General features: G+C 72.1%; 12 protein-coding genes. 3 read left to right on the top strand and 9 right to left on the bottom strand.

The window, feature by feature from the left end; translation table 11 throughout:
* Positions 1-20: 20 nt before the first annotated feature.
* The 5 genes from HCK00_RS02935 to HCK00_RS02915 all read right to left on the bottom strand — a co-directional run bounded on the left by HCK00_RS02935 (position 21) and on the right by HCK00_RS02915 (position 5995).
* Positions 21-935 carry a carbohydrate ABC transporter permease gene (locus HCK00_RS02935; RefSeq protein WP_168100138.1) on the bottom strand — a complete coding sequence of 305 codons (915 nt, stop codon included), beginning with the start codon at positions 933-935 and terminating at the stop codon, positions 21-23.
* Positions 932-1897, bottom strand: a complete 966-nt coding sequence (locus HCK00_RS02930) for a carbohydrate ABC transporter permease (RefSeq protein WP_168100137.1) — start codon at positions 1895-1897, stop codon at positions 932-934. Before HCK00_RS02930 ends, HCK00_RS02935 begins: the two co-directional genes overlap by 4 nt.
* Entirely contained in the window at positions 1894-3306 is a 1413-nt protein-coding gene (locus tag HCK00_RS02925; protein ID WP_168100136.1) for an extracellular solute-binding protein, read from the bottom strand. Before HCK00_RS02925 ends, HCK00_RS02930 begins: the two co-directional genes overlap by 4 nt.
* A 583-nt stretch (positions 3307-3889) precedes the next feature.
* Positions 3890-4723 carry an EI24 domain-containing protein gene (locus tag HCK00_RS02920; protein ID WP_168100135.1) on the bottom strand — a complete coding sequence of 278 codons (834 nt, stop codon included), beginning with the start codon at positions 4721-4723 and terminating at the stop codon, positions 3890-3892.
* A 216-nt stretch (positions 4724-4939) separates the two neighbouring features.
* A complete protein-coding gene (locus tag HCK00_RS02915) occupies positions 4940-5995 on the bottom strand; it encodes an NADP-dependent oxidoreductase (protein WP_168100134.1) in 1056 nt (351 codons plus the stop codon).
* Positions 5996-6128: 133 nt separating this feature from the next.
* Here HCK00_RS02915 and HCK00_RS02910 point away from each other — a divergent pair, with 133 nt between their 5' ends.
* Complete coding sequence (locus tag HCK00_RS02910; protein WP_168100133.1) at positions 6129-6566, top strand: MarR family winged helix-turn-helix transcriptional regulator; 438 nt, start codon at positions 6129-6131, stop codon at positions 6564-6566.
* A gap of 383 nt (positions 6567-6949) precedes the next feature.
* Here the strand turns inward: HCK00_RS02910 and HCK00_RS02905 are convergent, their stop codons facing one another.
* The 4 genes from HCK00_RS02905 to HCK00_RS02890 all read right to left on the bottom strand — a co-directional run bounded on the left by HCK00_RS02905 (position 6950) and on the right by HCK00_RS02890 (position 10825).
* Positions 6950-7234, bottom strand: coding sequence for a hypothetical protein (locus HCK00_RS02905; protein WP_168100132.1), 285 nt, complete (start codon positions 7232-7234; stop codon positions 6950-6952).
* Positions 7231-8862: a polymorphic toxin-type HINT domain-containing protein gene (locus tag HCK00_RS02900; protein WP_311765114.1), complete on the bottom strand. Its 1632-nt coding sequence runs from the start codon at positions 8860-8862 to the stop codon at positions 7231-7233. The genes HCK00_RS02905 and HCK00_RS02900 overlap by 4 nt, the downstream gene beginning before the upstream one ends.
* A 329-nt stretch (positions 8863-9191) precedes the next feature.
* Entirely contained in the window at positions 9192-10055 is an 864-nt protein-coding gene (locus HCK00_RS02895; protein ID WP_311765113.1) for an SMP-30/gluconolactonase/LRE family protein, read from the bottom strand.
* Positions 10052-10825: an IclR family transcriptional regulator gene (locus HCK00_RS02890; RefSeq protein ID WP_168100131.1), complete on the bottom strand. Its 774-nt coding sequence runs from the start codon at positions 10823-10825 to the stop codon at positions 10052-10054. The genes HCK00_RS02895 and HCK00_RS02890 overlap by 4 nt, the downstream gene beginning before the upstream one ends.
* Before the next feature lie 560 nt (positions 10826-11385).
* Here HCK00_RS02890 and HCK00_RS02885 point away from each other — a divergent pair.
* Together HCK00_RS02885 and HCK00_RS02880 are read left to right on the top strand one after the other, a co-directional pair.
* Positions 11386-11934 carry a hypothetical protein gene (locus HCK00_RS02885; protein WP_206319893.1) on the top strand — a complete coding sequence of 183 codons (549 nt, stop codon included), beginning with the start codon at positions 11386-11388 and terminating at the stop codon, positions 11932-11934.
* Between the two features lie 245 nt (positions 11935-12179).
* The gene (locus HCK00_RS02880) at positions 12180-13340 is read left to right on the top strand and encodes an acyl-CoA dehydrogenase family protein (protein ID WP_168100129.1); all 1161 of its coding nucleotides are present in this window, start codon (positions 12180-12182) and stop codon (positions 13338-13340) included.

Below are 13340 nucleotides of genomic sequence, written 5' to 3'. Positions count from 1 at the left end.
GGTGCCGGGCTGGTGTCCGGCTACTGCCCGGCGAGCCCGGTGTGCGCCACACCGCGGACGATCTGGCGCTGGAAGAGGGCGAAGACGACGAGCAGCGGCAGCCCGCTGATGACGAGGGACGCCATCACCTGCGCGTAGCGGACCCCGTAGGTGGACTGGACGTTCACCAGGCCGACGGGGAGCGTCATCCCCGCCGGGTCGGTGGTCACCAGGAACGGCCAGAGGAAGTTGTTCCAGGTGGAGATGAAGGTGAAGATCGCGACCGCGGCGAGCACCGGCCGGGAGAGCGGCACCACGATCTTCCAGAAGACCCGCCAGCGGCTCGCGCCGTCGCAGAACGCGGCCTCCTCCAGTTCGCGCGGCACCCCCCGGAAGAACGCCACGAGGATGAAGACCATGGCGGGGACGGCCACCTGGGGCAGGATCACGCCCCAGTAGGTGTCGACCAGCCGGAGCTGCACCATCTGCGCGAAGAGCGGCGCCATCAGCACCTGCGGCGGCACCATGATCCCGGCGAGCACCAGCCCGTAGAGGAGGCGGCGGCCGCGGAACTCCGTGCGGGCGAAGCCGTAGGCGGCCATGGCGCAGACCACCACGGTCAGCAGGGTCGTCATGGTCGCGACGTAGGCGGAGTTGAGCATCCAGCGGCCCAGGTCGCCCGCCTCCCACACGGTGCGGTAGGCGTCGAGGGTGACGGTCGAGCCGACCCACTCCAGCGGGGTCCGGGTCGTCTCGCCCTCCGGTTTCAGCGAGGTGGCCACGGCCCAGGCGAGCGGCAGCAGCCAGGCGACGACGAGCAGCAGGGCCACGGCGAGCAGCCCGAGACGGCCCGGGGTCCAGCGGGGCGCGCGGCCCCGGCCCGTCCGGTCCGCCGGGGTCCGCGGCGGAGCCGCCCCGGTTCCGCGCGCCGTTCCGGTCAGGGTGTCGGCGCTCACCGGCGGCTCTCCTCACTCGCGCGCCGGGACAGCCGGAGCTGCACCAGCGAGACGACGACGATCAGGGCGAAGAAGATGTAGGAGACGGCCGAGGCGTAGCCGATCCGGTAGCCGGTGAACCCGGCCTGGTAGACGTACTGGAGGATTGGGCGGGTGGACTCGTCGGGCCCGCCGCCGGTCATGATGTACACCTGGTCGAAGATCTTCAGCGAGGCCAGCAGCTGGAGCACCAGCACCACGAAGGTGGTGCGGCGCAGCATCGGCAGCGTGACGTGGACCAGCCGGGACCAGGCCCCCGCGCCGTCCAGCTCCGCGGCCTCGTACAGATGGGCGGGGATGGCCTGCAACCCGGCCAGGTACAGCAGGAAGTTGAAGCCGATGGTCCACCACACGGTGGTGAGGACGACGGAGAGCATCGCGTAGCGCGGCTCGGTGAGCCAGCCGATGCCCGGGTGGAGTCCGGCGGAGGCCAGCAGCTGGTCGGCGAGGCCGAAGTCCGAGGGGTAGATCATCCACAGCCAGAGCAGGCAGACGACGCCCGAGGGCAGCAGGAACGGAGCGAACCACGAGAGCCGCCACAGCCACTGGACGACCCGCAGCTCGTGCGCGAGGAGCGCCAGGACGAGGCCGAGGACGACCAGCGGGACGGTGGAGAGCACCGTGAACCAGAGGGTGTTGCCGAGGGAGTCCCACATCTCGGGATCGGTCAGCGCCTCGGCGTAGTTGGCGAGCCCGACGAAGCGCGACCCGGTGCCGGCGATGTTGTCGTCCCCCAGGCTCATCTTGACGCCGTAGAACAGCGGCCAGACCAGGAAGAGGCCGTAGACCAGGAGGAAGGGCGCGGTGAAGAGCAGGCCGTGCTCGGTCCACCGGTGACGGACGGCGCGCGGCGGGCCGGCGGCGGATCCACCGGCGGCCTTCGCGGCGGGCGCCGGGGGCGGAACGGCTGCGGTGGTCGTCATGCCCTGCCTCCGAAGGGGTCGGGGGTGGCGAGGAGGTCCCGCAGCCGCTTCCGCACCTCGTCGAGGCCGTCCCGCGGGGAGCGGGAGCCGGTGAGCACTCCGGAGAGGGCGGCGCCCAGCTCGATCTGCATCGCGGAGGCGGAGCCGGCAAACCAGGCCGGCGGGTCGAGGGCCACGTCGTCCACCACCGAGCGGTACTCCGACTGCGGGTGCAGCTCCAGATACGCGGGCTCGGACAGGACGGGCCGGTAGGCGGGGACATGGCCGCCGGCGGCCCAGTCGGTGGAGTGCCGGAGCATCCAGGCGACGAAACGGTGGGCGGCCTCGTTGGACGCGCCACCGCGGTCCGCCTGGTGGGGCAGGACGAAGGTGTGGCAGTCGGCGAAGGCGGAGGGCCGGCCGAAGAGGTTCGGTATCCGGGTCATGGAGAACGGGAGTTCGGTGGTGAGGTAGGTGCTGACCTCCCATTCGCCGGTGATGAGGAAGGCGCTGTCGCCGTTGTTGAACCTGCTGACGGCGCCGGTGTAGTCGACGCGCCGCGGGGCGTGCCCGTCCTCGACGAGCGAGCGCATCCACTCCAGCACCCGCAGCGCCTTGGCGTCGTCCAGGGTGACGCGGGTGGCGGTGGGGTCGAGGACGGTGCCGCCGGCCTGCGCGTAGAAGGTGGCGAACAACCGCCAGGGCCCGACGGTGTCGTTGCCCAGGGTCTCGATGACCAGCCCCGGATGCCCGGTGGCCTCGCGCGCGGCCCGCAGAGCCCGGGTGAACTCCCCCACGCCCGCCAGGGGACGGAGCCTGGCCTTCCCTCCGCTCCTCCCCTTCGCCCCTCGCTTCCCTTGCCCCTTTTCCCCGTCTTCCTCCCTCTTCCCGGGCGAGTTCCCGTCGAGCAGCCCCGCCTTCGCGCACACCTCGGTGTTGTAGAAGAGGACGAACGGATGCGTGTCGAACGGGATGGCGTACTGCGCGCCGCCGGAGGCCCCGCGCCGCCAGATGGCCTCGGGGAAATGCTCCGGCCGCACCCCGTGACGGGCGAGCAGGTCCAGGTCGAAGGGGTCGAGGAGACGGCCGGGTGCGAACCCCGGGAGGCGGGAGAGGTGGAGGGCGGCCACCTCCGGGGCACGGCCGCCGGCCCCGGCCATCCCGAGTTTGGTGTAGTACGCCGGACCCCACTGGAGGGTGGCGGACTCCAGCCCGACGCCGGGGTGGCCGGCACGGAAGGCGTCCAGCATGGCCTGCATGGTCACGCCGTCCCCGCCGCCGTAGAGGTGCCAGAAACGGAGGCGGGTGCGGCCGGCGCCGGCCGCGGAGGGCGCGGCGCAGCCGGAGGCCGCGGAGCCGAGCCCGGCCGTGGCGGCGAGGGAGCCAAAACCGGTGAGCACGCTTCTGCGGCTCGGGGGCATCTGAGGCATGACGGACCGATCCCTACCGTGTCGGGAGCTGCGTCAGCTACGTCGTGGGGGCGCTCGGGGCGTGGGGACCAGGGCGGCGGCAGGTGCGGGCCGTGCGCGACGGGCGGGTTGGAGGGCGGGTGCCGGGTGCCGGGTGTGGGGTGCCGGGTGTGGGGTGCCGGGTGTGGGGTGCGCGTGGCGGGCGGGGTGCACGGAACGGGTGGGCCGTGAGCGGGTGGGCGGGCGCGTACCGAACGTTCGGGATGCCGAATGCCGCCCGTAACTTCGGACGGAAAGATAGGTTCGCACGGAGGGCCCGTCAACGCTTCGCGCAAGAAAGGGCCGCCGGAGGGCGCCGCCGAACCGCCGTGGATCCGCTGCCGAATCGCTGCCGATCGCCTGTCGATCGCCCGCCGGGCAGGGACCACACCCCTCCACCGGACCGTCAGCACCGCCCGCGAAGTGCCGCTTTGCGGGAACCGTTCCGCGCGGAGCCTTCTGACCTCCGCTCAGGACGCCCCACCGGCGCCCCTGCGGAACCGCCCCCGCCGCGCCGGGCCGGGCGGAACGGGGGCGGCGGGGGCGAGGGCGGGTTCGAGAGGGGTCAGCCGGCCGGCGGCGCGGGCCGGGTCAGGCCCGCGGCGTCCCGCTTCTCCGGCTCCGGGTGCGGCGGTTCGTCCCCGGCCGCCGGCCCGGACGGCTCCGCCGGCAGCAGGTGACGGACGAGCAGGGTGCCCCCGGCGACGGCGCCGGGCATGAGGAAGACGGCGACCAGCGGGACGAGGAACGCCAGCGCCAGCGGCACCCCGAAGCCGAGGGTGAGCAGCAGCCGTCCGCGCAGCAGCCGGATCCGTTCCTTCAGCGGAACGTCCCGCCGCTGGAAGGCGACGCCCGTCAGCTCCACGGCGAGGAAGAAGCCGGAGACGCAGACCCCGGCGACGGGCACCACGGTCTGGCCGATCACGGGCACGAACCCGAGCACGAACAGCACCACCCCGAACAGGACCACCCACAGCAGCACCCGCAGGCTGTCCCGCGCCGAGATCAGCAGATCGCGCCAGAGCGGGACGTCGGGCGCCTCGGGGGCGCCGCCCTCGGACTCGTCGACCTGCTCGGCGAGCGCGTCGTAGAAGGGCTGGCCCACGAGGAGCGTCACCGCGGCGAACGTCACCACGGCGAGGAACAGCCCGCCGGCGAAGAGCAGCGCGGTGAGCACCGCGCGGAAGACGCCCTGCCAGGGGGAGTCCCAGCCGTCGGCGAACGGGGTGGCCCAGGCCACGACGTCCCCCGCGAAGAAGCCGAGGACGACCAGCGCCGCCGCGTAGAGCACCAGCGTGACGAGGGCGGGCAGCAGCCCGATCCCCACCCGCTTGCCGCGCCGGCTCACCCAGCGCTGGCCTTGAACCCCGTACCGCACACCCGCCCCGAGATCACGCATGGCAGCAGCCTAGCGGCGCCCGGGCCCCGGCCTCGACGGCCGGGGCGGTTCGGCACCGTACGCGCACAAGGCGGGCGCGGGCGCGGGGCCGGCACGGGCGCGGGGCCGGCGCCTGCCGGCGGGGCGCCGTGCCACCGGCGGCGGGCGGCGGGCGGCGGGCGGCGGGGAAGCCTCGTCCGCCACCCCACGCGCCCGGAAGCGGCCCGCCCCGCGCGCTCAGCCGTCGAGCGCGACGACCATCTTCCCGGTGTTCTCCCCGCGCAGCATCCCCAGGAAGGCGTCCACGGCGTTGCCGAAACCGTCGACGACGGTCTCGCGGGAGACCAGTTCGCCGGAGCGGAGCCACCCGCCGACCTCCTCCAGGAACCGCGCCCGCAGGTCCTGGTGGTCCTGGACGAGCATGCCCTGGACGCGGAGGCGCTTGCCGATGATCTGGGCGAGGTTGCGCGGGGCCGCCGTCGGTTCGGTGGCGTTGTACTGCGAGATCATGCCGCAGACGGTGACCCGGCCGTGGACGTGGAGGGCGTCGATCGCCGCTTCCAGGTGGTCCCCGCCGACGTTGTCGAAGTAGACGTCGATCCCGTCCGGCGCGGCCCGGTGGAGCTGCTCCGTCACCGGCCCGTTCTTGTAGTTGAACGCGGCGTGGAAGCCGTACTCCTCGGTGAGGGCGCGCACCTTCTCGTCCGAGCCGGCGCTGCCCACGACGCGGGAGGCGCCCTTCAGCCGGGCGATCTGCCCGACGAGGCCGCCGACGGCGCCGGCGGCACCGGAGACGAAGACGGCATCGCCCTCGCGGAAGGAGGCGACCTCCAGCAGCCCGGCGTAGGCGGTGAGCCCGGGCATGCCCAGCACGCCGAGGTACGCGGAGAGCGGTGCCGCCGCCGGGTCCACCGGCGCGGCCTTCGCGGCGTCCACGACGGCGTACTCGCGCCAGCCGAGGCCGTGCAGCGCGTGGTCGCCGGGCGCGAAGCCGTCCGCCTCCGAGGCGAGGACCTCGCCGACGGCCCCGCCCTCCATGGGCGCGTCGAGCCGGAACGGCGGGACGTAGGACTTGGCGTCGTTCATCCGGCCGCGCATGTAGGGGTCGACCGAGAGGAACCGGTTGCGCACCAGGATCTGCCCCGGCCCGGGCGCCGGGACGGGCGCCTCCCGCAGCGCGAAGTCCTCCGGGGAGGGAAAGCCCCGCGGCCGGGCGACGAGATGCCACTCGCGACCCGTCTCCGGGTGTCCGGCCGGGCCAGGCCGGTCCGTCCGAGGTGTCTGATCTGCCATGGTTCCGCCTCCTCGGCCGTGCCGCGTGCCGCTCGTGGCGGCCACGCTCCACGGCCCGAAATACTTCACTTACGTGAAACAACCATGGGCACAGATATTTCATGTTGTCAAACACATGGCTACCCTGGATGCCATGGCGACACCCCGCACCGACCCCCTGACCCACGAGGTCGTCGAACTCATCGGCGCCGTCGTGGCCCGCTACCACGAGGAGTACGAGGACGCGGCGGCCGGCCACAACCTCACCGGCGCCCAGGCCCGCCTGCTGGGTCTGCTCTCCCTGGAGCCGCTGCCCATGCGCCGGATAGCGGAACGCCTGAAGTGCGAGCCGTCCAACGTCACGGGGATCGTGGACCGGCTGGAGGCCCGCGGCCTGGTGGAACGGCGCGCGGACCCGGACGACCGCCGCGTCAAACTGGCCGCCACCACCCCCGAGGGCCAGGCCACCGCCCGCCGCCTCCGCGCCTCCCTCGACTTCGCCCGCGAACCTCTCGCCGCCCTCTCCCCCGCCGACCGCACCACCCTCCGCGACCTGCTCCGCAGGATGCTGGCCACAGACCCGGCGAACTGACGGAGCCCGCCGACCGCCGGCCGGCCACAACTGCCGCCCGGGGCAGCGACTCCGCACGCACTCAAGGAACTCCCCGGCCACGGCCACATAGGCGTCGCCGCGGCGTCTACATCCACGTCCGACTCCGTCTCCAGCGCCAGGCCATCCACACCCTCGGCAACACTCTCGACCGCCCCTGACCACGCACGGCAACGGCGGCGAACACCAGAGATGTTCGCCGCCGTTGCCGTCAACTATTGCCGTCAAGTGACGTTATAACGGTTGATGCCGGGTCACCGCCTGGCCCCATTGCTTTGCTCAAACGAACCGCCAGGACCGCGCCGAAAAGTGCAATTGGCCTATCAGGACGTCCAGTCGTGATGCCTCCACTCACCACGACGCGTCTAACTCAACAGCCGCTCCAACTCATCGAGGGTCTCCTCGATAGCCAGTTCGTCTTCGCGAGGCAGTTCTTGAAGATCACCCCGATCAAGAGCAACAGCATAGATTTCCTCAAGGATCCACCAACGTGAGCGAAGATCCTCACTCAATGGAGACGCCTCAAGATTCGACGAAACCGAGTCGAGATCGTCGACCAGAATTCGGAGTGCAATCTCACCGGCACGGTATTTCTGAATCGACTGACGTACGCCTTCGCGCAGCCACTTCCCATCAGAACTCTCACTCACTGCTTAATCCTTCCGGAGCTAACGGTGACAACCCGCCCAGTTGCGGTATCCGTAATCACCGTCACGTTATTCTCCGCTTCATAATAGGCCGTGGTCCCGGCCCGCTTCCCCGACATTTTTTCGCCGACACGAACTGCATTTTCCACTACCGACGGCATAAGGCCGCGCTCCTGCATCCGGTCAATCGCATGACCGGTGTAATCCCGCCCCTCGATTGTTGCCGGCTCATTTGGCGAAAGATTGCGGAAGTTCGTGCCCCTCCCGCCAACTGGGGTTGTCGGGCAGTTGCTGTTGTGAACGAGAACCGGCGTGACCCCCGCCACCACATAGTACGTGTGGATGCCGTCGACGGTGAGGTCGTGGGTCCGCTGACGCTGCTCATAGTGGCGGAGACCGTCCACCGTGACTGTCTTGCCTGCCGGTGTCCGGAAGGTCATCCCTGTCCTGAGGTCGCCGGCCTCGATCCACGCCCCCTCGGACTCCACCCAGAACGGATGCGTGTCGGTGGAGACCAGGGAAGCAAGTGCACTTCCGGTGTCGATGGTCAGGTCGACGAAGCGTTTGTCGTTCTCCGTGACGATCGTCGCCACGACTTCGCGGGTCGCCGTCTCACCCGTCTCAGGATCGGTGACGGTGATCTCCTCACCGACCTCGACATCCTCGATGTTCTTCCGCGTTCCATCGGCAAGAAGTACCGTCGTGCCCGGCAGGAAGCTATGACACTCCTTGGCGGTCCGCTTCCCGAGTTTACCGAGCTTGCCAAGTTTCCCGATCTTGAACCACGGAAGATCGGTGGCTGCCCAGCCACAACCGGTCAATTCGTGATCGGCAATACAGCTCTCCCAGGAATCGATGTCCGGGAGAACGATGATCTTGCCCGCTTCCCACACATCGCGCCAGCTCAACTCGGTGTCGGCGGCTTCGCGCACGCCCATCCCCGAGTTACAGACATTTCCACCCCACACGCACTGAGCGGACTGCTTCGCCATACTGCTGCGTACGTAGATGGGGCCCTGACGCAGTGTTCCAGGAACGTGCTTCCCGAGCCTGCCGCCGTAGGGCCGGCTGGTACCGGAGTTGCCGGGACTGCCGGGGTTGCCACCACTTACGGCGCTGTTCGGTTTCCTTCCCGGCCTCGGCTTCTTCCCGGGCTTCGGCTTGTTGCGGTCCCCGGGGTAGCACTGGACTGCGTACGCGCCACAGGTCTGAGCGAGGCCGGTGGGATCGGTCCAAGTCAGCGGGTTGTTGCTCGCGTAGGTGTAACCGTGGATCTGCTGGGGATTCGTCAAATCCATGATCGGGTCGACGGAGATGAACCGGCCGACAGCCGAGTCGTACTCGCGCGCGCCGAGGTGGATGAGTCCCGTGGTCGCGGTGTCGTCCACACCACCCACGAAGGCCCGGGTTCCGGGCCAGGCCGCAGGCATCTCACCACGGGGGCCACCGAAGGGGAGGGTCCGACGCCGGGTCAGTTCCAGCGTGGCGGCGTCGATGGCCAGTTGGCCCGTTCCGTGGTGGTCGGCGACGGTGAGGGTCCAGGTTCCGTCGTCGGCGAGCACGGCCTGGTGGCCGCCGCCCAGCGGGACGTAGCGTGTGGCCTTCGGTGTGTCGGAACCTTTGGCAAGCACGATCTCCGTGTGGTCACCGAGACTTACTTGGCCTCCCTGCGGTGACATACATCACTCATGTGAGGCTCGATGCCGACCGCGGTAAGCGTGGAATGCAAGACGGCCCCTGGGCATGCAGCTGCCTGGCATACGTGAAGCAATCACCCTCGAGCCGTCTGCCAACTGTCGAAGAGGAGCGACCTGTACCAGGGGGAGGAGGGCCCTCGGCCTCGGTCAAGGTTGGGGCTGACGGGGCAGCCTTCAGGCGCTTCCGGATTCTCGCGGGTGGGGGACGCACCCGTCCGTCCCGGCCCGGCTCTCCGGACGCCCCTGCTGGACCGGCTCTCCCGTCACCCCCCGAAGGCGGGCTGGGGCAGGCCCTGGCCCGCGTCCGGGAGGACGAGGAGGGAGCCGGCGAGGGGGTGGGCGCGGTGGCCGACGCGGGCCGTGGTGATGTAGAGGTCGGTGAGGCCGGGACCACCGAACGCGCAGGCGGTGGGGCGGCGGACGGGGAGCGGGAGGGTACGGTCCAGCCGCCCGTCGGGGGTGTAGCGGCGCACCGCGGCGCCGTCCCAGAACGCGACCCAGACGCAGCCCTCGGCGTCCACGCAGAGCCCGTCCGGGTAGCCCGCGGTCTCGTCGAACTCGGCGAACGGGCGGCGGTTGACGGCACCGCCGGTCCCCTCCGCCCGGTCGAAGACGTCGACGCGGCGGGTCGGGGTGTCGATGTAGTACATCAGCCGGCCGTCCGGGCTCCAGCCGATGCCGTTGCTGACGGTGCAGTCCGCCAGGATCTCCGTGGCCGTGCCGTCGGGCGCGACGCGGGTGAACGTCCCGCCGCCCGGCGTCTCGTCGTAGCGCATGGTGCCGGCCCAGAGCGCGCCGTCCGGGGCGACGGCCGCGTCGTTGCCGCGGCGGCCCGGTACGGGATCGTGCACCAGCCAGGAGAAGGCGCCCGCCGGGGAGACCAGGCCCACGCCGTCGCGGAGGTTGAGCACCAGGCCGCCACCCGCGCGCGGTTTCGCGGCGCCCACGTGCTGCGCGGTGAGGAGGACGGTCCGGCCGCCGGTGGCCGGGGCGTAGGTGTGGACGCGGGAGGAGAGGATGTCGACCCAGATGAGACGGCCCGTGGCCGGGTCCCAGGTCGGGCCCTCGCCGAGCTGCGCGGTCTCCCGGACGGCCACCTCCACCGGGGTGCGCACGCCCGCGTTCACGCCGCGCTCCGGTAACCGAGCCGGCCCGAGAGCTCCACGGCGCCCTTGGCGGCCAGCTCGGAGAGCTCGATGTGACGCTCCTCGCTCCAGCGGATCATCGGCACGGAGATGGAGAGCGCCGCGACGACCTGGCCGGCGGAATCGCGCACCGGCGCGGCCACGCAGGTCACGTCCGGGTTGGACTCGCGGTGCTCGACCGCGATCCCCCGCTCCCGGACGGCGGCGAGCTGGCGGCGCAGCTCGGGGGGTGAGGTGATGCTGTTGGCGGTCATGGCGGTCAGCTCCCGGCCGTCGGGGAAGAGTCGTTCCCACTCCCGCTCGGGGAGCGAGGCGAGCAGCATTTTGCCCACGGAGGTGCAGTGCGCGGGGAGCCGGCGGCCCGCCGCGGAGACCATCCGCACGGCGTGGGTGCTGTCCACCTTGGCGATGTAGATGACGTCGGTGCCCTCCAGGATCGCCACATGGACCGTTTCGTCGCAGGTCTCCGCCACGCCACGGGCCACCTGCCGGCCCTCGGCGGCGAGGTCGAGCTGCTCCTCGTAACGGCTGCCGAGCTGGTACGCGCGGACGCCGAGCCGGTAGCGGCCGGGCTGATCCGCCACCGCCACCAGGTAGTTGCGGGCGGCGAGCGTGGTGACCAGCTCGTGCACGGTGGTGCGCGGCAGTTGCAGCTTGCGGGTGATCTCGGGGGCGGAGAGCGTGCCGTCTCCGTCGAGGAAGAGCTCCAGGATGTCCAGGGCTCGGGTGACGGCGGGTACCAGACGTCCCATGCCGCTCACTCACCTCCGGGCGTTCGAAACTCCGGCCATTGGCCGGTATCACGAACGACACCCTACTGGTGGGGCCGTTCCGGCGACAATATCCGTCCGTCATCCGTTGGTCACCGGCGTTCCGCCGATTCGCGCAGGACAGAGGCCGGTGCGGCGCCGGCCGGCCCGGCCGCCGGTGCCGTGCTTCCCCGGCCGGACCCCGGGTGGGCGGCCCTGGTGATGGGCGGCCGGCGGTCCGGCCCGGGGGGAGAGCCCGAGGGATGCCGGGAGGGAGGGGCCGAGACGGGGCGAGGCTCCACCGCCGCTCCGGCCGGCGGCCGCGTGGAGCCGGACAGGGGAGGATGACAGCCATGAGCCGATCCGTATCCTCCGGCGGCGAGGGCCCCGGAACCGCCCCCGGTGACCGTCCGGCGTCACAGGGCCCGCGCGGTGCCACCGGAGGCGCGGGCCAGGCCGCCGCCGAAGCGGAGACTCCCGGCACCGGCCCAGCCCGCGGCACCGGCACCACCCCCGGCACCTCCGGGACGGCCGCCCCGGAGGCCCCGCCCGCCGGCGCCCGCATGTTCCAGCTCGTCCTGTTGCGGCGGATGGCCGACCACCAGGCCGGGCTGGTGGAGGACGCGCTGCGCGAGCTGGGCGAGAGCCGCTCAGCGATGCGGGAGGCGAACCGCCGCTGGCAGGCGATGGTCCACTCACCCCGGGCGCGTGGCGCCCTCACGCGCTACCGCTCCGTGCTCGGTCCGCCACAGTCCCGTGACGCGCGCCGGATCGGGGATCTCACCTGCGAGGCGCTGCGCTGGCCGGTGCCGCTCTGGCCGGATCTGCGGTTCGAGGTGCTCACCGCGCCGGGCGGACAGGTGTGGAACGAGTGGCTGGTGCGCGCCCCGGGCGCCCCCGGTCCCGCTCTCCGCACCCTGGCCGATCTGCGCCCCTGGAGCTGCACGGTGGACGAGGTGGCCCGCGCCTTCCCGCCGGCCACGCCGATGGAGGGTTCGGCACCCACCCGGTGGCGGCTGGCGTTCGCCGCCCCGGCCGGGGCGGGTGGCCAACCGCGCCGGGTCGTCGCGGAGTTCACGTGGGGGCTCCTCCAGCGGCTGCCGGAGTCCTGACCGTCCGCGCCCGCGCCGCCGGGCCCGGCCGGGGGTGCCGGGGCGCGCCGGCACCCCGCGGGCGGAGGTCCCCTCGGCCCCGTCCGCCGCGCCACGGCCGCCATTCGCCGCCGCCCCGTCCTCCCGGGACGTACTGCTGTGCGATTTGACTCGGGGCCCCGCTCAGGCGGAAGGTCAAGCAGTTGACAGCCGGACCGCCCGTCGATGTGCTTCGGCCGGGAACGTCTCGGGAAACGGAGCACCGGATGGCGCGGATCGAGCTGGGCAAGGTGGTGGCTCTCGCGCGGGAGACCGCGGAGAAGGAGCTGGCCCCCCGGGCCGCCGCGGTGGACGCCGGGCAGCGGTGGCCGGAGGAGGGCGTGACCGCCCTGCGGACGCGGCTGGGCGGGCTCGTCGTGCCCGAGCGGTTCGGCGGCATGGGACACGGGCTGCTCGCCGTCGCCCAGGTCGGCGAGGCGACGGGACGGGCCTGCGCCTCGGCGTCCATCTGCTTCGGGATGCACCTGGCCGCGTCCGCCGTGATCGCGGCGAAGGCCGGAGGGGAACAGCAGGAACGGTTCCTGGGCCCCATCGCCGCGGGTGAGCACCTCACCACCCTGGCCCTGTCCGAGCCCGGCACCGGCGGCGAGTTCTGGCTGCCGCAGACGCGCATGGAGCACGGCGGCGACGGACGGCTGCGGATCACCGGGACGAAGAGCTTCGTCACCAACGGCTCCCACGCGGACTCCTACGTCCTCTCCGCCGTCGCCGCCGACCCGGGGACGCCACCGGGCCTCTTCTCCTGCGCGATCGTGGAGGCGGACGCGCCGGGCCAGGTGTGGGGACCGCCGTGGCAGGGGTTCGGGATGCGGGGCAACGACTCGCGCACCCTGGAGCTGCGGGGCGTGGAGATCCCCCGGTCCCACCTCCTGGGCGAGGAGGGCGACCAGATCTGGTACGTCTTCAACGTGGTCGCCCCGTATTTCCTCATGGCGATGGCCGGCACCTACCTGGGCGTGGCCTCGGCCGCCCTGGAGGAGGCCCGCGCCCATCTGTCGCGCCGCCGCCACTCGCACGCCGACCGGTCCCTCGGTTCCCAGCCGGTGGTCCAGCACCGGCTGGGCACGATGTGGGCGCGGGTGGAGCGCACCCGCCGGCTGATCTACCACGCGGCCGTGGAGGCCGAGGCGGGCGGCGCCGAGGCGCTGCTCGGGCTGGCCTCCGCCAAGGCCGAGGTGGCCGAGACCGCCGAGGGGGTGGTGGGCGACGCGCTGACACTGACCGGCGGCATCGGCTACGGCCAGGACTCCGCGTTGCAGCGGATGCTGCGCGACGCCCGGGCCGCCCACGTGATGGCCCCCATCACGGACGTGCTGCGGATCTGGACCGGGCGGGCCCTGCTCGACGAACCGCTGCTGGAGGGGTGA

Source organism: Streptomyces zingiberis (assembly GCF_012034935.1).
Lineage (GTDB): Bacteria > Actinomycetota > Actinomycetes > Streptomycetales > Streptomycetaceae > Streptomyces > Streptomyces zingiberis.
This window is presented reverse-complemented; position numbering and strand designations above follow the sequence as displayed.